Source organism: Bartonella sp. LJL80 (genome assembly GCF_054871565.1).
The window spans coordinates 927,114-949,883 of sequence record NZ_JBTXLM010000001.1; the positions used below are offsets into that span (position 1 = coordinate 927,114).

Below are 22,770 nucleotides of genomic sequence, written 5' to 3' on the forward strand. Positions count from 1 at the left end.
AAGCGATTGCTTCGGGTCTGGGGACTAGCAATCGCACGTAAATTCCTATATAGGATCGGCATTGACAGGTGCCTTGCGGTATCCTGTTGTTTCACTGACCCCTGCTGGACGACATCCCGGCTGGGGCGTCTCATATGTCCCTCTTTTATTGAAAGGATGATACGATGTCGATTACTGCTGAACGCAAACAGGCTTTGATTAAAGAATATGGAACCAAGGAAGGTGACACAGGTTCACCGGAAGTACAGGTTGCTGTTCTATCAGAACGTATTGCCAATCTTACCGAACACTTCAAGTCTCACAAGAAGGATAACCATTCCCGCCGTGGTCTTTTGAAGTTGGTTTCGCAGCGTCGCCGCCTTCTCGATTACCTTAAGGGTATCGATGCCGGCCGCTACCAAACCTTGATCGGCAAACTCGGCCTGCGCCGCTAAAAAGCATTCGGGCGGGAAATCGGCAACGGTTTCCCGCCCAAAAATATCAGATGGCCGGTTTGAGCCGCTGATGATATGGAACCGTCATGGGGCAGGATTGCCAGCCGCTTCAGGTTCTCACCTCTTTGAGGTGGATGACAGCTCGATGCGTCTTGTTGTCTTGCCCATGACACGAAGAAAGAACACGCTATAGGCAGGGTGCTTATGGCGTTAATCAAGGACAAGAAATGTTTAATACTCATAAAGTTGAGATTGATTGGGCAGGACGCCCGCTTATTTTGGAAACCGGCAAGGTTGCCCGTCAAGCTGATGGCGCAGTGATTGCCACCTATGGAGAAACAGTTGTTTTGGCAACCGTCGTTTCTGCCAAGGAGCCAAAGCCTGGTCAGGATTTTTTCCCGTTGACCGTAAACTATCAGGAAAAAACCTACGCTGCCGGTAAGATACCGGGTGGATACTTCAAGCGTGAAGGCCGTCCGAGCGAAAGCGAAACGCTGATATCCCGTTTGATCGACCGTCCAATCCGTCCGCTTTTTGCTGATGGCTACAAAAATGATACGCAGGTTATCATTACGGTGATGCAGCACGATCTGGAAAACAATCCTGATATCCTTTCCATGGTTGCAGCGTCTGCAGCACTGACCCTTTCGGGTGTTCCGTTCATGGGGCCGATCGGTGGCGCACGTGTGGGCTACATTAATGGCCAATACGTTCTTAATCCGAATATCGACGAAATGCCGGAATCGAAGCTTGACCTCGTCGTTGCAGGAACTTCCGAAGCCGTTTTAATGGTTGAATCGGAAGCACAGGAACTGCCGGAAGACGTGATGCTGGGTGCCGTTGTGTTCGGCCAGAAAGGTTTCCAACCGGTTATTGATGCAATCATCAAATTGGCCGAAGTTGCTGCCAAAGAACCACGGAACTTTTCTGCAGAAGATCTTTCCGATCTTGAAAAGAAAATGTTGAAACTGGCTGAAAAAGATTTGCGTAAGGCTTATCAGATCACCGATAAACAGGCTCGCTATGAAGCTGTTGATGCGGTGAAGGCCAAGGTTGTAGCCAAGTTTCTTCCAGAAGGTCAGGACAACCCAGAATATAGTGCAGAACAGATCGGCACAGTGTTCAAGCATCTTCAGGCCAAAATCGTCCGCTGGAACATTCTCGATACGGGTAGCCGTATTGATGGACGCGATCTTTCCACCGTTCGGCCAATCGTTTCGGAAGTTGGTGTCTTGCCGCGGACCCATGGTTCGGCATTGTTTACCCGTGGTGAAACACAGGCTATCGTTGTTGCCACATTGGGCACTGGTGAAGATGAACAATATATTGATTCATTGACCGGAATGTACAAGGAAACTTTCCTTCTTCATTACAACTTCCCGCCGTTTTCTGTCGGTGAAACAGGCCGTATCGGTTCGCCCGGTCGTCGTGAAATCGGCCACGGTAAGCTCGCATGGCGCGCTATCCATCCGATGCTTCCTGCCAAGGAAAGCTTCCCTTACACAATCCGTGCAGTGTCTGAAATTACAGAATCCAATGGTTCGTCCTCTATGGCGACTGTTTGCGGTACATCACTTGCTTTGATGGATGCCGGCGTTCCGTTGCAGCGTCCTGTTGCCGGTATTGCTATGGGCTTGATCAAGGAAGGTGACCGTTTTGCGGTTCTTTCCGATATTCTGGGTGATGAAGATCATCTCGGCGATATGGATTTCAAGGTTGCCGGTACAGAAAATGGTATCACATCGCTTCAGATGGACATCAAGATTGACGGTATCACCGAAGAAATCATGAAGGTCGCTTTGGACCAGGCCAAGGGTGGTCGTATCCATATTCTCGGCGAAATGGCAAAAGCTTTGACCGGTGCACGCGCCGAGCTGGGCGAATTTGCACCGCGCATTGAAATGATGAATATTCCGGTTGATAAAATCCGTGATGTTATCGGTTCGGGCGGTAAGGTTATCCGCGAAATCGTTGAACAGACGGGCGCTAAGATCAACATTGAAGATGATGGCACAGTCAAAATCGCTTCTTCGGATGCAAAAACCATCGAAGCTGCAAAACGCTGGATCCATTCGATTGTTGACGAACCGGAAGTCGGTGAAATTTACGAAGGTACAGTTGTAAAAACAGCTGATTTCGGCGCTTTTGTTAACTTCTTTGGCCCTCGTGATGGTTTGGTTCACATTTCGCAACTGGCTTCAGAGCGCGTTGCAAAAACTACAGATGTGGTTCAAGAAGGCCAGAAGGTCTGGGTTAAGTTGATGGGCTTTGATGAACGCGGCAAAGTGCGTTTGTCAATGAAAGTTGTCGATCAGGAAACCGGTAAGGAAATTCCGCGTGATGAATCTGCGAAAGCAGAAGAAGCCGATAATGCCGATCAGGGTGATAGACCTGAAAAGAAGCGTCGTCGTAAAAGAAACGATGATTGATATCAAACGGCAGTTATGAAATAAGAAGCCGCCCGATAAAGGGCGGCTTTTGTTTTTCTACGATGTTTTTCTGCACATTGCGCGTTTTCAACCGGAATAGATTTGAAAAGATCATTGCAGTAACTTTCTAAAGCTACACTTTGCTTCAGAGTGGATCCGTTTTTGATTGAGACAATGATTCACTCCGAGTTTTTTATTTTACGCATTATCCGGACACAAAAGTCATTCAACTTTTGTTGGAAATGCTCTAAGCGGTATAGACATGTCTGTTTTTCTACCATTCGATCAGGGCATTTTGGCCTTTCCAACCAAGAACGAAAGCTGGCTGGCTGCTGGTCTCGTTGCTGTGCCCGATCTTGAGTGGCAGGAGAGACTGACAATGGTTCAACCTTGGCGGCCCGATTTTCTGGCACAGTCCAAGGCGGGTTTTCGCTGCCAACCAACGTTCCCGGAAAGAGCCATCCCATTTGACGGTGCAATGCTACAGCTAGGTAAACATAAGGGACTGAACCAGAACCGGTTTCTGGACATTCTTGAACGGGTTAAGCCCGGCGGCCTTATCATTGTCAGCGGCGATAAAACCGTTGGTGCCGCGCCTATGGCAAAATGGGTGAATAGTCTCGCTCCGGTTGAAGATAAATGTTCAAAAAACCACGGGATTGTTTTTTGGCTGCGTGTCCCTGTGGATCTTGATAGCGGCTTGATCGAACAACACCGCGTTCCGGATATTACTTTTGCGGAGCGTTTTTCCACATCTGCGGGGATGTTTTCGCATGGGCGCATCGATAAGGGGTCCGCTATGTTGGTCCCGCATTTGAAAAATATCGTTTTTGGCAAAACTGCCGATTTTGGTGCCGGCTGGGGTTATCTTGCATGCGAAATATTGGCAGCTGAGACAAAGATCAGCACACTTGATGTTTTCGAAGCAGACTATCATGCTTTGCAAAGTGCAAAAGACCATATTGCGCAGATGCAAAGCTCAATACCGGTTGCATTCCATTGGCATGATCTGACATGTGAAACTGTGGAGGGTATTTATGATACGGTCATAAGCAATCCACCTTTCCACGAAGGGCGAACGGCCGATGCCGCTTTAGGCCAGCGTTTCATTGAGGTTGCGGCGAAGCGGCTGAAATTAGGCGGCTGCCTTCTTTTGGTGGCAAATAGACACCTTCCCTATGAAGCTGGCTTGAAAAGCCTGTTTCGCAAGGTATTTGTTTTAGAAGATGCCGGTGGCTTTAAAATCATCGAAGCGCGCAAATAGGCGGGAAACTATTTGTGAAACGTGCGGATATTGGCGCGTGCAAGATGCAGGGGCGATAGCAATGCCGTGGGTCTATAGCGTGTAGCGAAGAGTGGAAACCGCAACCGCTGCTAAACTGTCCGTGCATTTGGAACCGTTTGCTTTTTTCTTCAGGAAAATTCTGCCTTTAGCTTGCTATTTTGTTATTTTTCGCGACATTATCCGTGCCTATCAATATGGGATAATAGGGAACGGGATTATGTTTACGCGTCGTCAATTCAACAAGATGGTGAGTTTCACAGCTGCAGCCGCATCAGTCGGTGCAGTGGGTTTGGCAAAGACTGCCAGTGCTGCGTCCAACTCTTCGCTTGACCGGGTCAAAGCTTCTGGTGTTTTGCGCATTGGTGCGGTCGCTGATGGCGCGCCCTATTTCCAGAAGTCGCTGATTGATGGCAAATGGCGTGGTTTCAATATTGATATTGCGCAAGCTCTTGCCGATGATCTTGGTCTGAAACTGGAAATTACCGAGACGACGTGGGGCAATTCGGTTCTTGACTTGCAAGCCAACAAAATCGACGTTTACTTTGGCTTGAATCCTACGCCGCAGCGTCGGGAGGCGGTGGATTTCTCCGGCCCGCTTTTTCAAAATGCTTTTGCTTTGATCACCAAGAAGGGTATCGATGTCAAAACCTGGGATGATATAAATCGCCCCGATTTTCGCATTTCGGTAGATGCCGGTTCTTCGCAGGACTCAGCGGTGACGCGACTTGCGCCCAAGGCCAATATCTCACGTCTCAAATCCGTCAATGATGCCAGTGCCGCCTTGCAGGTCGGCAGGGTAGATGCACAATGCATCATTCTTTTGATATCACTCACCGTTCTGGCAAAAAATAAGTCCTTGGGAACACTCGTTGTTCCGACTCCTACCGATTTTACCACCTCCCATGCCGGTTTCCGTAAGGAAGAAGACAAATCGTGGATGCAATTTGTTGATAACTGGATCAATGAACGTCGCGCTTCTGGCTTTATCCGTGACGCTATTGTCCGCAATATGGCGTTGGTTGGTGTAAAGGAAAGTGATTTTCCAGCCGGTGTTACACTGTAATCGTTTTGGCCGTATAGCAATGCAGTGAACGCCGGAAAAATATCCTGAAAGCGTTGCTATGCTAAAGATTCTTTGCTGCTTTTCATGGTGATGTGTGGAATTGCGCATTGCAGTGCGATTTGCGCGTTTTGTCGGTCAAATAGCCTTGCATTTATAAAGGTGGTATGGCTAAAACCAGCGTGGGAATAGGCGCCCTTTTGTTATTGGGCGATAATGGTCAGATCAAATGAAATCCGGTTTGTAATGGGCAGCGCATACGAATGGAATTTTGAAGTCTTATGGAATTACCGTTGGTTATTCCTCGACGGTCTTTGGGTAACAATTCTTTTTACGCTGGCGGTTGTTTTTTTCGGTTTGTTGATCGGCTTCATTCAGGCCATCGGTTCTCTATCGCGATTTGCCACTGTCCGCGCTGTTACATTGGCCGTGGTTGAGATTTTCCGATGCACCCCGATACTGGTGCAGCTGATCTGGTTTTACTACGCGTTTCCGGTATTGATTGGTATAGAAATGTCGCCGATAACTGCCTCGGCGGTGGCTATTTCACTCTATGGTGCGTCTTTCTATTCTGAAATCATCCGCGGTGGTATCGTTTCTATCGATAGCGGCCAGTCCGAAGCTGGTGCGGCTTTGGGCATGCTACCGTCCCAGATTATGCGGCGCATCGTGCTGCCACAGGCTTTGCGGCGCATGATACCGGCATTAACCAATCAATCCATCATACAATTCAAAAATACGTCGCTGGTTTCTGTATTGGCCGTGCCAGACCTTGTTTATCAAAGCCAGCAAATCGCCTATGATAATTATCGTCCACTTGAAACCTATACTGCGCTCGCATTGGCCTATCTTGTTGTTCTTTTGCCTTTAACCTTTGTTCTCAGGGGCTGGGAAAAACGTATGGGAGCAAAAGCATGAGCGACGTGTTCGAGGTTGAAGTCCAGAATCTCAAAAAGCGTTTTGGCGATAATGAGGTGTTGAAAAATATCAACCTGACAGTAAAACTCGGCGGGGTGGTTGCGCTTATTGGGCCATCGGGTTCTGGAAAATCTACTTTGCTGCGTTGTATCAATCTCCTTGTTAAACCCGATGGTGGTTTCATCCGGGTCGGCAATACAGCTTTCAATTTTGATCATAAGCGTAACATGCCTGATAAGCATGCTTTGGCAGCATTTCGGGCCAGAACCGGCATGGTCTTTCAACAGTTCAATTTGTTTCCGCATATGACGGTTTTGGGGAATGTTATGGAAGCCCCGGTTATCGTGCGGAAAATGAATAAGCCAGCAGCCCGTCAACTCGCTATGGAGCAGCTCGCTAAAGTGGGATTGGCAGAAAAAGCCAATGCCTATCCCTCGACGCTTTCCGGCGGACAAAAGCAGCGTGTCGCCATTGCCCGCGCTTTGGCTATGGAGCCTAAGGTCATGCTGTTTGACGAGGCAACGTCAGCTCTGGATCCAGAGCTTGTCGGCGAGGTTCTGGCAGTCATTCAACAGCTGGCTGCCGATGGCATGACCATGGTTCTGGTTACCCATGAAATGGCATTCGCGCGTGAAGTTGCCGATCGTGTGGTTTTTATGCGTGATGGTGTGGTGGTCGAAGAGGGCCCGGCGCGTGCGTTGATTGATAATCCGCAAAATGCAGCAACGAAGGCATTTTTAAGCCACTTCCATAATTCGGGCGCGTTGCCCGCCTTGAAGGAATAAACCGCATGAAGCGCCGTGTCTTCATTATCACTGGTGCAGCAAGTGGAATTGGACGGGCGACAGCGCTGGCAATAGCGGGGCCACAGACAGCAATGGTATTGCATAGCGGCAAAAACCAAGCGGGACTTGACAGTGTTGCCAAATCAGCAAGCGCCATTGGCACTGATGTCGTTTCTGTCACCGGCGATATCTGCAAAGCGGACACTGTCCAAAATTGCGTCACCAAAGCGTTGGAAACGTTCGGCACGATTGATGCGATTATCGGTGTGGCTGGTCGGGCGCGTAATGGCGATATCCTGACACTTTCACGGCAAGATTTTTATGAAGCCTGCGACGAGTCGTTGTGGGTGCTGATTGAGTTTGCGAGGCAGGCGCGGGCCGAGTTGAAGGCGTCTGCCGCACCACGCCTGATCGCCGTTTCATCATTTGTCGCACATTTGGCAAAGGCAAAAACCTATGATCCGTTTGCCGCAACGGCCCTTAGTCGTGCCGCACTGGAAAATGCTGTGCGTCAATTATCCCAGATTCTTGCTGTTGACGGCATATTGGTGAATGCGGTTGTTCCCGGTTTGATTGAAAAAGACGATGCCGCAAATAGCAGGCTTTCAACACAAATGATTGGCAATATCCAAAAGGATATTCCTCTGCAAAGACGCGGGACTGCCGAAGAGGTAGCGCAGGTGCTGGCTTTTTTGGCGTCGGAAAAGTCGTCTTATATAACTGGACAGATATGGCACGTGAATGGCGGTCTCATAAAAGGATGTTCGTGATGACACAGGAAAAGAAGCGCGTTGCAGTGATTGGTGCCGGTATCGTTGGCGCGACCCTTGCATTACGATTGATACAAAACGGCTTCTCCGTTACATTGATCGATGCGGATGAGGCCGGTGGAGAGCAAGCCGCAAGTTATGGAAATGGCGGATGGATCAGTCCTGCCTCCATCATTCCGATGACAAGCCCGGGAATTTGGAAAAAAGCGCCGGGTTATCTGCTCGATCCGACAGGGCCGTTGACCATACGGCCCGGGGCTTTGCCGAAGCTTCTCCCATGGCTATGGCGTTTTGTAAAAGCCGGTTCAACCGAAGAGAAATTGAGCCGCACGGCTGCCATCCTCAATGGCCTCATCCACGATGCGCCGGAGCGCCATATTGCTTTGGCAAAGGAGATCGGCCATCCCGATCTGGTTGAACAAAACGGGCTGCTTTATGCTTTTCCAGATCGACAGGCATTTGAACAGGATGCACGCTCTTGGCGGCTGCGCCGTGAAAACGGTTTGGAATATCAAGAGCTGGAAGGTCAAGAGTTGCAGGACAAAGCACCCATCTTGGCCAAAAAATATACATTCGCAGTCTATGTTCCCCGCGGTGCCCATAGCACCGATCCCGGTGCTTACACGGCCGCAATCGCTCATCATGCACAAACGCTGGGTGTTGCATCCATCCGTGCGCAAGCGCTCGATTTTATCCGTGAAAACGGTCGCTTGCAAAGTATCGTTACGGACAAGGGCATCGTCAGCGTGGATTGCGCGATCGTTTCTGCCGGAATTCATTCCCGTATTTTGGCGGCGCGCGCGGGGGATCGAGTGAGTATGCAAAGCGAACGCGGATACCACGTCCAGATTGACAAGCCGGGTGTTTCGCTGAAAATTCCCGTTATGCCGAGCGATGGAAAAATGGCCAACACCATGGTTGGGAATGCGCTGCGCGCTGCAGGACAGGTGGAGTTATGCGGTGTTGATGCAAAAGCAAACTGGAAGCGTGCGGATATTCTCATGCAACATCTTCTCAACGCTTATCCCTCTCTCAAAGCGCAACAAAACCATTGGCAGGTCAAGCGCTGGTTCGGACATCGTCCATCAACCCCCGACGGCTTACCGGTGCTTGGAAAGGCATCCGGTCTTGAGGGTGTTTTCTATGCGTTCGGACATGGGCATGTGGGGTTAAACGCGGCACCGAAAACGGCTGAGATTATTGTTGCCATGCTGAAAGGGCAGGAGCAGGATCTCGCCTGTTTTTCGCCTACCCGATTTTAGAGTGGTTCCCGATTGATGTGAATCATCAAACGGATAAGATACCGCGACAAATCAAAAGCTTGAAACACGCCGGCCTGATGCCATAAGGTCGAAAAGCGCTCTAATGGGCCCAGGTAATAAAGAGAACAGCCAAACCCAGTGCAGCACATAAAGGCGACCAATAATGCGTATCGTAAAATGCGAATTCGCTATTTTTGACCCGTTTGAAAGCCCCCACAAGTCGGAAATCGCCCACTGCACGAGCGATGAAACCACAAGCCAACACCGTTCCTCCGAGCTTGTTGAACCAAAGCGACAAGCCAAAGGCATTGTACGTCAGTTCAACCAGAAAAAGACCCATCAATAAAAGTAGGAAGGCAACAAAAGCCGTGCCTTTGCGTGTGGGAATAAAGGCAGGTTTACCGTCAATATACGGGACAACTTTTGCGCTTGGCTGCGAGGAAGAAATCATGGCCCAGTAAAAATGGACCAAGGCTAGGAAAAACAAGACAATCGTCGTCAAACTTCCCAAAACCAAGGTCAATTCCGGCACCCCCATAGCAGCGACTTCGCTAGAGTGAATCCGTCTTTGACTGAGGCAAGGATTCACTCCAACTCTTTGTTTTGTCGCATTATCCTAACACAAAAGTCTGTCAAATTTTGTTGGAAATGCTCTAATTCTCTATTCGCCGCGGGCCTCTTCGCTCTGCTTTAACTCATCCAGTGTCGGCATCGACATAATGTTATAGCCGGAGTCAACATAATGAATTTCGCCAGTTACACCAGATGACAGATCAGACAAAAGGTAGAGCGCGGATTTACCGATTTCATCAATATCAACAGTACGGCGTAAAGGCGCATTGCGGCGCTGATAAGAAAAGATCGCCCGGGCAGCGCCGATTCCATTGCCGGCCAATGTCCGAATCGGACCGGCGGAAATGGCGTTGACGCGGATGTTCTGCTGCCCATAATCGGCTGCCAGATAGCGTACCATAGCCTCAAGCGCCGCTTTTGCGACACCCATAACATTGTAATTGGGCACCACTTGCTGCGACGCACCGTAGGTTAGGGTCAGCAATGTACCGCCATTTGGCATGAGACGTCCGGCACGCTGGGCAATTTCAGTGAAAGAATAGGCCGATATTACCATGGTACGGCTGAAATTCTCGCGCGTTGTCACATCGACATAACGGCCTTTAAGCTGCGATTTGTCTGAAAAACCTATAGCATGCACAACAAAGTCGATTGTGCCCCATTCCTTCTCCAATCGATCAAATACCGCATCGACGGATTCAATGTTTTCAACATCACATTCAAGCAGAAGCTTTGAATCGAGTTTATCTGCCAGCGGCTTAACGCGTTTTCCAAACGCATCACCCTGATAGGTAAATGCCAGTTCGGCCCCTGCCTTTGCAAGCTGGCACGCAATTCCCCAGGCGATTGAATGGTCGTTCGCGACGCCCATAATGAGGCCGCGCTTGCCCTTCATCAAACCTTCCATATTATTCTCCGTAAGCCTGTGGCACTTTTCAGGGTTGAAAAATGTCCGGTTTATTCGTAGCGCTGGAAAACCAGCGTTGCATTGGTTCCGCCAAAGCCGAAAGTATTTGACAGGACAGTATTCAGTTGTTGGTTATCACGACGTTTCCGAACGATCGGCATATCAGCCAATGCAGGATCGAGCTCGTCAATATGGGCACTTTCGCAAATGAAGTTATTATTCATCATCAACAAAGTGTAGATTGCTTCCTGCACGCCAGCGGCACCAAGCGAATGGCCGGTCAACGATTTTGTCGCCGAGATGGGCGGGCATTTATCGCCAGATCCGAAAATATTACGCATTGCCTGCAATTCCGGCGGGTCGCCAACCGGGGTCGATGTCGCATGCGGATTGATGTAGTCAATCTTGTTCTTGACGGTTGCAAGTGCCATGCGCATGCATCGTTCAGCACCTTCACCAGATGGCGCGACCATGTCATGGCCATCAGATGTGGCACCATAGCCGATGATTTCGCCATAGATTTTCGCGCCGCGCGCTTTTGCAACTTCCAGCTCTTCCAAGACAAGCACACCGGCACCGCCGGCAATTACGAAACCGTCGCGGTTGGCATCATAGGCCCGTGAAGCGCGTGACGGCGTATCGTTATACTTGCTCGACATGGCGCCCATGGCATCGAATAGAACGGACAATGTCCAGTCCAGATCTTCACATCCGCCAGCAAATACGCGATCCTGCTTGCCATATTGAATCATTTCATAGGCGTTACCTATACAATGGTTCGACGTGGCGCAGGCGGACGAAATCGAATAGTTGACGCCCTTGATTTTAAAAAACGTCGCCAAAGTTGCCGAAGCTGTCGAACTCATGGCTTTCGGTACGGCAAAAGGGCCAACCCGTTTGGGACCTTTTTCACGGGCAATATCGGCAGCATCCACAATAGACCGGGTGGAAGGGCCGCCGGACCCCATGATGATGCCGGTTTGTGGGTTAGAGACCTCTTCAGGCGTTAAACCTGCGTCTGCAACGGCCTGATCCATCGCAATATGATTCCAAGCGGTGCCCCGCCCGTGAAAGCGCATGGCGCGACGGTCAACCAGAGCCTCGATATCGACATCCGGCATGCCATAAACCTGGCTGCGAAAGCCCATATCGGCATATTCCTGAGAAAATGTAATACCCGATTTTGCTTCGCGCAAACTGTTAAGAACGGCTTGAGGATTATTCCCGATTGAGGAGACAATCCCCATACCGGTTACAACTACTCGACGCATCAGTATCTCCTTGATTCCTCACAAACAGGGAACACACCCCGCTGTTTGAAATAATGCTTAGTCTTCTTTGAACAAGGCCACGCGCAAATCGCTGGCTTTATAGATCACTTCACCGTCAGCCTTTACCCAGCCGTCAGCGATGCCCAAAACGAGGCGTCCACGCATGACGCGTTTAAAGTCTATGCCATATTCGACAAGTTTTGTCTTGGGCGTGACCATGCCTGAAAACTTGACTTCGCCGGTTGAGATGGCACGGCCCTTGCCGGGCTCACCGAGCCAGCCGAGATAAAAACCGGTCAACTGCCACATGGCATCCAGCCCCAGACAACCCGGCATGACCGGATCGCCAATGAAATGGCAATCGAAGAACCAAAGGTCGGGGGAAACATCAAATTCGGCGCGAATCAGCCCTTTGCCGTTTTCGCCGCCAGTTTCGCTGATTTCGGTAATACGGTTGAACATCAACATTGGCGGGGCGGGTAATTGCGCATTGCCTTTCCCAAACATTTCGCCGCGTGCGCAGCTAAGAAGCTCTTCATAAGTGTAGCTAGACTTTTGTTCAGCCATTGTTACTCCATCCGTCTGCGCAATTTCATTTATCAGCGCTTTTCAACGACATACTCTTAGAGCAATTTCAAGGAGGTGGGAACCGGTTTTCGACAGTTTTTGATGACAAAACACCGTCTTATTCGTTTTTATTGGGTCATTGGTTCGCCGCTCGCCTGAGTTTTAACGACTCTAAGCGCGCTAATACATGCTTGTTGGAGTTGCCAGCTTGAACACAAATCCTTTTCAGATTATATTGCCGAGATATTTATGTGCAGCAATAGAAGTGGTACGGGTAAAAGCAGTGAATTATCATTCATTATCTGAACTTGAGAAGCATTTGCGTGAAAGAGGCTTGAGGCCGACAAGACAGCGCTTGGCGCTTGCCAATATGCTTTTCTCGCAAGGCAACCGCCATATTGCCGCCGAGGAGCTGCATGAGGAGGCCGTCAAAGCCTCTGTTCCTGTCTCGCTTGCCACTGTCTATAATACATTACATCAGTTTACGCAGGCGGGTTTGTTGCGCATTATTGCGGTTGAAGGTTCAAAGACCTGGTTTGATACCAACACGTCGGATCACCATCACTTCTATCTTGAAGGTGAAAACCGCATTATCGATATTCCGCATGGCCCTGAGGGGCAACCGATTATCGACAATCTGCCGCCTCCGCCGCAGGATATGGAAATTTCCCATGTCGATCTGATTATTCGGTTGCGGCCTAAACATACCAATTGAGCATCTGCTACGCATTTTTACGATGCATATAATACTTCGCCGAATGTCCGGGCGCTTTTTTTTCAGTCGCTTGGAGAAAAGTGTTGTAAAGGACGCATTCTGCTGAAAAGCAGTCTGTGGTATAGTTTGCTATCTTACTTGGCGAATAAGTGTCGACGCTTTTCAGAAATTTCGTTTAAAGAACGGTTTCAAGCCGAATAAGAGGCAGACATTGCTGCGAAAACAGGCGCGTGAGCTCAGTCACCCTCGTTGTTTTCTTCTATTTTTTTGCGGCGGCTTGCCCATGTTCCAGCCGTTTGCGGTTTGACGAAAAATCCGACAAGTTCAGGTTTTATGCTCGCAAGATGCTTTTCAATGCGGACCACGCATTCTTCAATTTGTGGCGCGGTTAAGTGATCTTCAAATTCCAAACTGACATTGGCTACAATTTGGTCCGGGCCCAATTGTGCGGTGATAATACCGTTGACTTTTTGCACTTCTGGGTCGGCTGAAACAATGTCGAAGATAGTCTGTTGAACCTCGGGCAGCGCTGCCTCTCCCAACAGTAAACCTTTGCATTCCCGTGCCAAAAAAATTGCAGTCATGGTCAAAATCGCTGCAATGCCCAGTGACGCTATACCGTCAAATACCGGATTGCCCGTAAGAACAGAGGCGGTAATACCGATAAGTGCAATAACCAGCCCCAACAGCGCAGCGCTATCTTCAAATAGGACAGAAAAAACGGTTGGATCTTTCGAGCGCCGCACAGCCGCAATATAACCGAGTTTGCCCTTGGTCTGCCGGAAGGCTTTTAACGCGATGAGCCATGAGCCGCCTTCAAAGATGATGGAAAGACCAAGGACAACATAGTTGACCATGACATTGCGCATTTCTTCTGGATAGAGGACATGCATAACACCTTCATAGAATGAGACGCCTGCGCCCAACGCAAAAACCAGAAGTGCAACAATAAAACTCCAGAAGTAGAGTTCGCGGCCATGGCCGAAGGGATGTCCGCGATCTGGCGGCCGGGCAGCGCGCTTCAGGCCGTAGAGCAACAATAATTCGTTTCCAGTGTCGACAAGCGAATGCACACCTTCTGATAGCATGGCGGAAGAACCGGTAAACGCGGCAGCGATAAATTTCGTGACGGCGATAAAAAGATTGCCTGCCAAAGCGGCGTAGATGACGACTTTGGAGCCCGAATGCGATGCCATTTAGCGGATATCCTGAATGAGTTTGCGGCTGGGAAAGCACGTTGCCTTTTGCCCGTGTTTTTCCTGCCATAGGCCAATAGAACGACGTGTTTTAAAACCCGCCAATCCATCGGGTTTGCCAATGTCGAAGCCTTGTTTTTGTAGCACTGTTTGCATTGTCGCAACATCCGATCGATAAAGCTTATCAACTTTTTGCCACGGCGCTTTAAAAGCGCCTGCACCCGAAATGCGGTCGGACGCACTGCCGATAAATAGTGCATAAAGATCGCTCATATTATAGGCTTTCAGCGCGTAAAAATTATCTGTCACAATAAAGGCCGGCCCTAACCGACCCGCCGGCATAAGAAGAAAACCCTGACGGGAATTTTCACCTGCAGGAAAGCTCTTCATAGCAACAGGTTTGATACCAAGCCGCTGCCATTCGGCAAAACTTTTGCCTTGATCCGGCCCTTCAAGGCTACAGGATACAGCCTCAGGCACAGAAACCTCGTAACCCCAGCTGCGGCCCTGCTGCCAGCCATTCAATTTAAGATAATTTGCGATCGATGCCAGCGTATCGGCGGTTGAAGTCCAAATGTTGCGATGCCCGTCACCGTCAAAATCGACGGCATATTTCAAATAGGATGTCGGCATGAATTGTGGTTGGCCCAAAGCACCCGCCCATGAGCTTTTCATGCTGGCAGCGTCCATGTAGGAAGACTGGACAATTTCCAAAGCCGCCAATAGTTCATCGCTGAACATGTCTTGACGGCTGCTCATAAATGCTTTTGTGGCAAGAACCTCAAAGGCGTTATAAGGAATTTTGACAGTACCGAAAGCCGATTCTCTTCCCCATATGGCAAGAAGAACGGTCGCTGGAACGCCATAGTTCTTTTCAATAGACTTTAAAGTTTTAGCATTGGCAGCATAGCGGTTTTTACCACCCGAGATGACGGCGCCAAGCGATTTTTCGCTGAAATAATCGGCGGGTGAACCAAATTCCGCCTGATGTTGGCGTTTTGGTGTTTTTGGTTTTTCACCGGGCAGTGTCAGATCCGGTAATTGCAGGTTTGGACGAATAGGATCCATAACGTTGCGATAGATTTCTGGCGATATGCCGCGCTTTCGCGCTTTGTCGAAAAAATCCTTCGCAACCCAGTTTTTGAATTGTTGATCTACAACGGTTCGATCTGTTTGCGCGAGGGCCGAAAGTGGCAGCAGCGAAATGAGCAATGTGAAGATAAATGTCCGCATTGTTACAGACTCGTTCGTGCGCGTAAAGCGGCAGCGAGAGTGCCGTCGTCGAGATAGTCCAATTCTCCCCCCACCGGAACACCGTGGGCAAGGCGGGTGATGCGCACCGGATAGTCGGTGAGTTGGTCGGTGATATAGTGGGCGGTTGTTTGTCCCTCAACGGTAGCATTGACAGCAAGGATGATTTCCTTGACGCCGCCTTTTGCTATGCGGTCAACCAGACTGCGGATATTAAGGTCATCGGGGCCGATTCCATCAAGCGGAGAAAGGCGGCCGCCCAGAACATGATATTTGACCTGCATGGTGCCAGCCCGCTCCAATGCCCAAAGATCGGACACATCTTCCACGACAATGATAGTCGCCCCATCGCGTCTGGGGTCGGTGCAAATAGAGCAGGGGTCCGAGGTATCCACATTTCCACAAACAGAACAAACCCGTACTTTGGCTGCGGCGTCCTGCATTGCGGTGCCTAAAGGTTCGAGCAGGGCTTCCTTTTTCTTGATCAAATGAAGAGCTGCCCGTCTCGCAGATCGGGGGCCAAGGCCGGGAACACGCGCCAAGAGCTGGATAAGGCGTTCGATTTCAGGACCGGCTATATGTTTGGACATGCGGTTTTCTCTTTAATTCATAGCAGGATCGAATTGATCGGCATTGGTTTCGCGGCTCAATCTTATGGCGTTGATCAACGAATCCTTCACATGCAAGATATGCTTGCGCAAGGAATTTACAAAGGCGTCAAAGATTTTTTTTCAAAAAGTGGCATCAATTGGCAGTGATCTTTGTTTACCGTTGCAGCTCGAAGAACCGTTGGTAAGACGATAGCCGTGTTAAAGGCTTCGCTTTGATGAAAACGTCTATTGCAAGTGAGATGCGCGCATCATTTGAAAAAGAAAAAGCGGAACAGGCCGCTTTTTCTCATATTCGTGTTTCATCAAAAAGGCAGTTTAAAGCCGGGTGGTATAGGTAAGCCAGCAGTCATTGCCTGCGTCTTTTCGGCCATGGCTGTTTCAATTTTGGCTTTGGCTTCATTATGGGCTGCCATAATCAAATCTTCCAAGATCTCCGCTTCTTCCGGCTTGACCAAAGATGGATCAATCTTGATGCCAACAATCGTGCCTTGACCGCTCAATGTCACACTGACCAAGCCGCCGCCGGATGTTCCGGTCACCTGCATATTGGCCATTTCTTCTTGCATTTCCTGCATTTTGGCCTGCATTTCCTTGGCCTTTTTCATCATGCCCATCATGTCACGCATGGGTTTTAATCTCCTTGTTCATTCTCTTCATCAGTCTCGGTTTCAAAAGCTTCCAAAGTAAGCTCTGCATCATCATCCTGTTTGTTCAAACGCACATCGACGATTTTCGAACCGGGAAAATGACGTAGGATTTTTGCAATATCCGGATCGGCCTCCGCATCGGAAAGAAGTGCCGCCCGTGCGGCATCATCTTCTTCACGCATGGTGGCGCCGCCGCCTTCGTTGACAACGGTGACAGTCCAGCGTTCGCCCGTCCATTCGCGCAGAATTTTTGCCATATCGTGGGCAAAAGACCGTGGCGTGCCTTCCGCTGGCTCGAATTCAATCCGTCCGGGTTGGAAAGATACCGGACGCACATACTCCTTAACCAGAAGTTTGAAATGCATGTCATTATGACGATCAGCCAGATCAACTATGTCTTGCAAGGAACGGATTGACACCGAATGCCCGCCGTCTTGAACTTTGTCTTGCCCGTGAGCCGCAGCCTTGATCGGCTCCACTGTTTTTTCATCCAAGGGTTGTTCTATCTGCTGCAACATAGCCGATGTGCTGCTGACAAGCTGCATGGTCGGCTTGTTTTCAACAGCCGGCATCGGTTGAGAACCGGAAAAGGCCGTGGGCGGTACTGGCCCGAGCGCTGCCGTATTTTCACGCGGCGCATTGAATGCGGCGTTCGAGGCATAATCCCCACCCGTATCAGGTGCCTTATGGGCTTGCGATGATTGTGGCACATTGATTGCACCGGTTTTTCCATCGGTAATGGCTTTTAACGCTTCGTCCAATGTCGGTAAATCTGCGGCATGGGTCATGCGGATCAAAAGCATTTCTGCCGCTTGAATGGGCCGCGCCGCTTGATCGACCTCCTGCATCCCCTTTAGCAACATCTGCCATGTACGGGAAAGAACACGAACGGATAGTTTTTGCGAGAAATCAAGTCCGCGCTGGCGTTCTTCCTCGGCAAGGGAAACATCTTCGGCCATATCGGGTGTAAAGCGCAATCGTGTAACAAGGTGGTTGAAGTCGGCCAATTCGCCCAAGACAATAAGCGGGTCAGCACCTGAATCATATTGGCTGCGCAGTTCTTTCAATGCGCTGGCAACATCACCTTTCATAATCAATTCGAAAAGATCGATAATGCGCGCACGGTCGGCAAGCCCCAGCATAGAACGCACGGTTTGCGCATCGACTTTACCATCGCCATGCGCGATTGCCTGATCGAGTATGGAAAGCGCATCACGTACCGAGCCTTCGCCCGCCCGCGCAATCATGGCGAGCGCTTTATCTTCTGCTTCGACATGTTCGCTGCCGACAATTTTGTGCAAATGCGCAGCAAGAACGGAGGATTCAATCCGGCGTAAATCGAACCGCTGACAGCGCGAAAGCACCGTGATCGGCACCTTACGGATTTCAGTGGTTGCGAAAATGAATTTGACGTGCGGCGGTGGTTCTTCCAATGTTTTTAACAGGCCGTTGAATGCCTGTGTCGAAAGCATGTGAACTTCGTCGATGATGTAAACTTTATAACGGGCAGATACGGGACGATAGCGCACCTGTTCGATAATTTCACGGATATCATCAATACCTGTATGGGACGCCGCATCCATTTCGATGACGTCAACATGGCGGCCTTCCATGATAGCCTGACAATGTTCACCCAATTCATGCAAATCGATTGTAGGCTTGTCGATCGTGGCAGTTTTATAATTGAGCGCGCGGGCCAAGATACGTGCAGTTGTGGTTTTCCCTACACCGCGTACACCGGTCAACATCCATGCCTGTGCAATGCGGCCGGTTTCGAATGCATTGGTGAGCGTGCGCACCATCGGCTCCTGACCTATCAGGTCGGAAAAGTTTTCAGGCCGATATTTACGGGCAAGAACGCGGTAGGCTGTCTCTGCCGGTGTGGTTTCCATCGCTCACTTCCAATTTCCCAAATTTGAATTGCGCCAGACTGGACTGTGCCAAAGCTGTCGTCAACCAATACAACCTATATAGAAGGATTTTGTGCCAATCAAACACTCTCCGGTTTTTCGGCAAGTTGTTTTGCACATGTTAAAGCTGTGGCCACAACAAAGATGTGATTGGCAAAAAAGGTGGGAGGCTGGCACGATGACCCGTGCCGGAGCTCGTTGGGGCTGCTTCCTTCCGGACCTGACCCGGTTGGCGAGTGGCTCGTCCACCACCAACCTCCCGACGTTCATATCGTCAATTTAGAAACAAAAAGCAAGTCGTGAAACAAAAAACATTGGAGATAATTGCTTTGAAACAACAGTTCAAACTGGATCCGCAGCTTGAAAAGGACACCTTGCCGGTTGTCAAATTGGCGCTTTGCGACGTTCGCCTTATGGCTGATTCACGCTGGCCATGGCTCATTGTCATCCCTCGAATCGTCGGTGCTGAAGAAGTGCACCACCTTGTTTTTGACGATCAATTGGCATTGCTTGCCGAATTGAACGAAGTTGCTGTGGCTCTGGAGGCAATGACGGGGTGTCGCAAGGTCAATATCGGCGCGCTGGGCAATATTGTCAGGCAATTGCATATTCATGTGATCGCGCGCAATGAAGGCGATGAAAATTGGCCCAATCCTGTTTGGGGCTATGGCAAACCTGTCGCCTATACGCAGGCACAAGCCCAAAAGCTTATCCGTGATTTACAACTGAGACTGGACTGATTGATGACCGCAACCATAGCCTTTATCGGGAATCGTATCGATCGACAGTCTGAAAAACGTACGGACAATGCGGTTATCGAGCAAAGAAATCATCATCCCCATTATATCGCTTTAAATGGCTTATCCATTCTCTACCGCATGCATGGCAGCGCCGCCGATCTTTATCTGGATGAAGCAGCGCTGGAATTGTTCAAACCCAATTGGGACGAGGCATGCCTGCTTGGTTGGGAAGATAAACGCCCGGTGATTGCGCTGACTGTCGGCGAATTTTCGGATCAGCCCCCGCGTGGTTATCATCAGGTTGGTTTACGCGAAGCCTATAGCCGTGCTGTTTTTACACAGAACCAATCCGGTGCATTGGCGCAAGGCTATTCCTTATTAATGTGGCATCGCAATAACCGATTTTGTTCGCGTTGCGGCAATCCGAGCCAAATGGCTGCTGGTGGCATAAAGCGGTTATGCACGTCTTGTAAGGCCGAGCATTTTCCCCGCACCGACCCAGTGGCAATCATGCTTGTCCATCATCGCGATAAGTGCCTTTTGGCCCGCACACCGAATTTTGAAAAAGGGCGCTATTCCTGCCTTGCCGGTTTTATCGAACAGGGTGAAACGTTGGAAATGGCTGTGCGTCGGGAGAGCCAAGAGGAAATGGGGCTGTCGATTGGTCAGGTCACTTACATCGCATCACAGCCGTGGCCGTTCCCTCATTCTCTCATGCTCGGCTGCCATGCCGAAGCTTTGAGCGGAGAAATTGTTATTGATCGCGATGAAATGGAGGACGGGCGTTGGTTCAACCGTGATGAGGTTTTTCAGATCATTGCCGGTCAGCATCCCGAAGGTATCCATATGCCACCCGAAGGTGCCATAGCCCATTATCTGATCAAACAATGGTTAGAGAGATCATAAATGTTCAACCGCTTTAAATTTTTTGCCTGCTTGATCCTGTCCCTATCCATTGGTGCAACGTTATGCCTGGCAGATGAAAGCAAGGAACAAAACCTCAGCCTTGATTCAATTGATTCACTTGAGGGAAACAATCTGCAATGTAGTGCGACAATGGATGGTGAGTTGCGATTGGATATCTCCCGCGAGACAGGACGAACGGCATATATTCTTAAGAAACAAGACCAATGGTTGCACCTGACAAGGACAGATATCAGCTATAGTCGTGTTTTCGATACACCACAAAAAAACGGGGATTCGGATGCACTCGAGATTTTTTCAAAAAGCAGCGATAGCTATTACAAGCAGGGGAAACCGGTTTGCCCCTTTTGTGAGGAGCCGGATTTACAGGCAGCGCAAACAAATTTCAATTTTTTAAAAAAAGCTATCCATGAGGCGCATCAGAAGGATGCTTGCAAAGGGTGGACTTTATAAGTCCACCGACGCTCTTCTAGAACGGTTCCCGATTCATGTAAATCATCAATCCGATAAGATGCCGCGACAAATCAAAAGCTTGAGACGCGCCAGCCTGATGCAATCAGGTCGAAAAACACCCTAGCGTCAGAACCAGCGCGTTTTAATGTATGGTGCAATGAATAGCAAAAAGATGTGCGAAGGAACGCGAAAAGCGCATGATAGAACTGCTTTTCGTTTTTCAACAAAGCGAGGTTTGTAGTTGTTTTGTATCGATTCAGGATAGAGGTGGTTTGCTAACAACGTTGTCAAAAAAAACTTACAGAATTTCGTGTTTCGTGCGGCTTTTCTCCGCGTTCTTAACAGAAAGACCTCATCTGTTTTCGTTCAAAACAATCGGTCCTGACCCCTGCCATTGCGACAAAAATTATGTTTTGCTTTTTCGGTCGGGGCTGGCGGGATAAACGCCGACAATGCGGATTTCGGCGGAGAAGAAAGCAAGTTCCTCCAAAGCCAGTCGCACCATACGATCATCCGGGTGGCCTTCTATATCGGCGAAAAACTGTGTCGCATTAAACGAGCCGCCAATCTGGTAGCTTTCAAGCTTGGTCATATTGACCCCATTGGTAGCAAATCCGCCCATGGCCTTATACAAGGCAGCGGGAACATTGCGTACGCGAAAAAGGAAGCTCGTCATGACCTTTTCATCATGTTGCGGTTGTGGCGCACGGACATCGGTGCGTGAAAGCACAACAAAGCGCGTTGTATTATTGGCTTCATCCTCGACATTGTTTTCCAGAATATCCAAACCGTATAATTCGGCGGCCAACATTGGCGCCAAAGCAGCCTGACTACGCTTGGCTTCTTCCTTAATCATTTTTGCGGCACCGGCTGTGTCGCCGGCCACAACACCGCGCCAGCCATTGTTGCGGATGATTTTGCGACATTGACCAAGCGCATGGACGTGGCTGTGGACGGTTTCAATCTCTTCACGTTTGACACCTGGAAGAACCATCAGTTGAAAATGGATGGGAAGAAAATACTCGCCGATGATAAAGAGCTTGGTTTGCGGCAGCAAATGATGGATGTCGGCAACACGCCCCGCAAGTGTATTTTCTATCGGGATCATACCAAGATCGGCTTCTCCTGTCTCGACGGCGTTTAATGCATCTTCGAAGGTCGCACAGGGCAGGGGCACCATATCGGGAAACATATTGCGGCAGGCCGTATCGGAATTTGCGCCGTAATCACCCTGAAAGGAAATCTTATTGGTTTTTATCATTGTTTTGATCCCAGAATTCGCCGTGCCTGTTCAAGATCAGCAAGCGTGTCTACACCCAGTGGTACACCTTTGATAATCTGTACGTCAATGCGCATGCCTGCTTCAAGGGCGCGCAATTGCTCGAGGCTCTCACGCTTTTCAAGCGTGGATGGAGCAAGGGAAACAAAGCGTTCCAAAGCCTTGCGACGATAGGCATATAATCCGATGTGATGGTAAAGCGGGCCTTCGCCGTAAGGTGCGGTTGCCCGGGTGAAATAAAGCGCTTTTAGTCGTTTTTCCGCTAGGGGTGACCCAACAATTTTGACAACATTCGGATTGTGTTTTTCATCGTCTTCAATGATCTCGACGCCCAGCGTGCCGATATCGACAGATTGCGTGTCGAGTGCTTCAAGTGCGGCGGCTATTTCCAGCGGTGCAATGGTGGGCAAATCACCTTGAACATTCAACACGGCATCAAATCGCCCGTCAGGGTCCAGTTGTGTCAATGCTTCGTAAATGCGATCGGAACCGGATTGATGGTCGGCACGCGTCATGACCACGTCAATGCCATGATTTTTGACCGCTGCTTCAACGTCTGCATGGTCGGTTGCAACCACGACGCGTCCAAGTGCTGCTTCGAGCGCCCGTTCTGCAACATGCACAATCATCGGTTTGCCGGCAATGTCTGCCAGAGGTTTTCCGGGAAGGCGTGTTGACGCCATGCGTGCCGGGATGAGAATGAGAGTTTCAAGCGCCATTGCCAATATCCAACTGAATTTATATCTTGCTTTATAGATATTGCTTCGGACAAGCAAAAGACAT

At 49.7% G+C, this 22,770-nt stretch carries 23 protein-coding genes and 1 other RNA gene; 12 read left to right on the forward strand and 12 right to left on the reverse strand.

Going from position 1 to position 22,770, the window contains the following annotated elements; all coding sequences use genetic code 11:
- Positions 1 to 164: 164 nt before the first annotated feature.
- The 8 genes from rpsO (at position 165) to ACYSNS_RS04185 (ending at position 8,943) form a co-directional block, all read left to right on the forward strand.
- Positions 165 to 434: a 30S ribosomal protein S15 gene (rpsO, locus tag ACYSNS_RS04150; protein WP_461721843.1), complete on the forward strand. Its 270-nt coding sequence runs from the start codon at positions 165 to 167 to the stop codon at positions 432 to 434.
- 227 nt (positions 435 to 661) lie between these two features.
- Positions 662 to 2,863, forward strand: a complete 2,202-nt coding sequence (gene pnp / locus ACYSNS_RS04155) for a polyribonucleotide nucleotidyltransferase (RefSeq protein ID WP_461721844.1) — start codon at positions 662 to 664, stop codon at positions 2,861 to 2,863.
- Between the two features lie 262 nt (positions 2,864 to 3,125).
- Positions 3,126 to 4,127: a class I SAM-dependent methyltransferase gene (locus ACYSNS_RS04160; protein ID WP_461721845.1), complete on the forward strand. Its 1,002-nt coding sequence runs from the start codon at positions 3,126 to 3,128 to the stop codon at positions 4,125 to 4,127.
- A gap of 238 nt (positions 4,128 to 4,365) precedes the next feature.
- The gene (locus tag ACYSNS_RS04165; protein WP_461721846.1) at positions 4,366 to 5,211 is read left to right on the forward strand and encodes a transporter substrate-binding domain-containing protein; all 846 of its coding nucleotides are present in this window, start codon (positions 4,366 to 4,368) and stop codon (positions 5,209 to 5,211) included.
- Between the two features lie 213 nt (positions 5,212 to 5,424).
- Complete coding sequence (locus ACYSNS_RS04170) at positions 5,425 to 6,126, forward strand: amino acid ABC transporter permease (protein ID WP_461721847.1); 702 nt, start codon at positions 5,425 to 5,427, stop codon at positions 6,124 to 6,126.
- Positions 6,123 to 6,911: an amino acid ABC transporter ATP-binding protein gene (locus tag ACYSNS_RS04175; protein ID WP_461721848.1), complete on the forward strand. Its 789-nt coding sequence runs from the start codon at positions 6,123 to 6,125 to the stop codon at positions 6,909 to 6,911. Before ACYSNS_RS04170 ends, ACYSNS_RS04175 begins: the two co-directional genes overlap by 4 nt.
- 5 nt (positions 6,912 to 6,916) lie before the next feature.
- Positions 6,917 to 7,681 carry an SDR family NAD(P)-dependent oxidoreductase gene (locus tag ACYSNS_RS04180; protein WP_461721849.1) on the forward strand — a complete coding sequence of 255 codons (765 nt, stop codon included), beginning with the start codon at positions 6,917 to 6,919 and terminating at the stop codon, positions 7,679 to 7,681.
- Entirely contained in the window at positions 7,681 to 8,943 is a 1,263-nt protein-coding gene (locus ACYSNS_RS04185) for an NAD(P)/FAD-dependent oxidoreductase (protein ID WP_461721850.1), read from the forward strand. Before ACYSNS_RS04180 ends, ACYSNS_RS04185 begins: the two co-directional genes overlap by 1 nt.
- A 100-nt stretch (positions 8,944 to 9,043) precedes the next feature.
- On the opposite strand, the gene ACYSNS_RS04190 is transcribed toward ACYSNS_RS04185, so the two are convergent.
- From ACYSNS_RS04190 to fabA, 4 genes are all read right to left on the reverse strand, one after another.
- Entirely contained in the window at positions 9,044 to 9,532 is a 489-nt protein-coding gene (locus tag ACYSNS_RS04190; RefSeq protein ID WP_461721851.1) for a DUF3995 domain-containing protein, read from the reverse strand.
- Positions 9,533 to 9,604: 72 nt separating this feature from the next.
- On the reverse strand, positions 9,605 to 10,423 hold the full coding sequence (fabI, locus tag ACYSNS_RS04195) for an enoyl-ACP reductase FabI (protein ID WP_461721852.1): 819 nt from the start codon (positions 10,421 to 10,423) through the stop codon (positions 9,605 to 9,607).
- A 50-nt stretch (positions 10,424 to 10,473) separates the two neighbouring features.
- A complete protein-coding gene (gene fabB / locus ACYSNS_RS04200) occupies positions 10,474 to 11,694 on the reverse strand; it encodes a beta-ketoacyl-ACP synthase I (RefSeq protein WP_461721853.1) in 1,221 nt (406 codons plus the stop codon).
- A 57-nt stretch (positions 11,695 to 11,751) separates the two neighbouring features.
- Positions 11,752 to 12,261, reverse strand: a complete 510-nt coding sequence (gene fabA, locus ACYSNS_RS04205; protein WP_461721854.1) for a 3-hydroxyacyl-[acyl-carrier-protein] dehydratase FabA — start codon at positions 12,259 to 12,261, stop codon at positions 11,752 to 11,754.
- A 235-nt stretch (positions 12,262 to 12,496) separates the two neighbouring features.
- Here fabA and irrA point away from each other — a divergent pair, with 235 nt between their 5' ends.
- The gene (gene irrA, locus ACYSNS_RS04210; RefSeq protein ID WP_461721913.1) at positions 12,497 to 12,976 is read left to right on the forward strand and encodes an iron response transcriptional regulator IrrA; all 480 of its coding nucleotides are present in this window, start codon (positions 12,497 to 12,499) and stop codon (positions 12,974 to 12,976) included.
- Positions 12,977 to 13,212: 236 nt separating this feature from the next.
- On the opposite strand, the gene ACYSNS_RS04215 is transcribed toward irrA, so the two are convergent.
- The 6 genes from ACYSNS_RS04215 to ffs form a co-directional block, all read right to left on the reverse strand.
- Positions 13,213 to 14,172, reverse strand: a complete 960-nt coding sequence (locus tag ACYSNS_RS04215) for a cation diffusion facilitator family transporter (RefSeq protein WP_461721855.1) — start codon at positions 14,170 to 14,172, stop codon at positions 13,213 to 13,215.
- Positions 14,173 to 15,405, reverse strand: coding sequence for a lytic murein transglycosylase (locus ACYSNS_RS04220; RefSeq protein ID WP_461721856.1), 1,233 nt, complete (start codon positions 15,403 to 15,405; stop codon positions 14,173 to 14,175).
- A 2-nt stretch (positions 15,406 to 15,407) separates the two neighbouring features.
- Entirely contained in the window at positions 15,408 to 16,013 is a 606-nt protein-coding gene (recR, locus tag ACYSNS_RS04225) for a recombination mediator RecR (RefSeq protein ID WP_461721857.1), read from the reverse strand.
- 323 nt (positions 16,014 to 16,336) lie between these two features.
- The gene (locus ACYSNS_RS04230; RefSeq protein WP_461721858.1) at positions 16,337 to 16,660 is read right to left on the reverse strand and encodes a YbaB/EbfC family nucleoid-associated protein; all 324 of its coding nucleotides are present in this window, start codon (positions 16,658 to 16,660) and stop codon (positions 16,337 to 16,339) included.
- A 5-nt stretch (positions 16,661 to 16,665) separates the two neighbouring features.
- Positions 16,666 to 18,573 (reverse strand): DNA polymerase III subunit gamma/tau, encoded by a 1,908-nt coding sequence (locus ACYSNS_RS04235; RefSeq protein ID WP_461721859.1) that lies wholly within the window; start codon positions 18,571 to 18,573, stop codon positions 16,666 to 16,668.
- Between the two features lie 180 nt (positions 18,574 to 18,753).
- An RNA gene (gene ffs, locus ACYSNS_RS04240) (signal recognition particle sRNA small type) lies at positions 18,754 to 18,851 on the reverse strand.
- A gap of 69 nt (positions 18,852 to 18,920) precedes the next feature.
- On the opposite strand from ffs, the gene ACYSNS_RS04245 reads away from it, so the two are divergent.
- The 3 genes from ACYSNS_RS04245 to ACYSNS_RS04255 are packed head-to-tail and all read left to right on the forward strand — an operon-like array spanning position 18,921 to position 20,708.
- Positions 18,921 to 19,331 carry an HIT family protein gene (locus ACYSNS_RS04245; protein WP_461721860.1) on the forward strand — a complete coding sequence of 137 codons (411 nt, stop codon included), beginning with the start codon at positions 18,921 to 18,923 and terminating at the stop codon, positions 19,329 to 19,331.
- A 3-nt stretch (positions 19,332 to 19,334) separates the two neighbouring features.
- A complete protein-coding gene (gene nudC, locus ACYSNS_RS04250; RefSeq protein WP_461721861.1) occupies positions 19,335 to 20,237 on the forward strand; it encodes an NAD(+) diphosphatase in 903 nt (300 codons plus the stop codon).
- Positions 20,238 to 20,708: a hypothetical protein gene (locus tag ACYSNS_RS04255; protein ID WP_461721862.1), complete on the forward strand. Its 471-nt coding sequence runs from the start codon at positions 20,238 to 20,240 to the stop codon at positions 20,706 to 20,708.
- Positions 20,709 to 21,114: 406 nt separating this feature from the next.
- Here the strand turns inward: ACYSNS_RS04255 and ACYSNS_RS04260 are convergent, their stop codons facing one another.
- Both ACYSNS_RS04260 and ACYSNS_RS04265 read right to left on the reverse strand, forming a co-directional pair.
- Positions 21,115 to 21,978, reverse strand: a complete 864-nt coding sequence (locus ACYSNS_RS04260; RefSeq protein WP_461721914.1) for a prephenate dehydratase — start codon at positions 21,976 to 21,978, stop codon at positions 21,115 to 21,117.
- Positions 21,966 to 22,706, reverse strand: a complete 741-nt coding sequence (locus ACYSNS_RS04265; RefSeq protein ID WP_461721863.1) for a 3-deoxy-manno-octulosonate cytidylyltransferase — start codon at positions 22,704 to 22,706, stop codon at positions 21,966 to 21,968. The genes ACYSNS_RS04260 and ACYSNS_RS04265 overlap by 13 nt, the downstream gene beginning before the upstream one ends.
- Between the last annotated feature and the right edge of the window lie 64 nt (positions 22,707 to 22,770).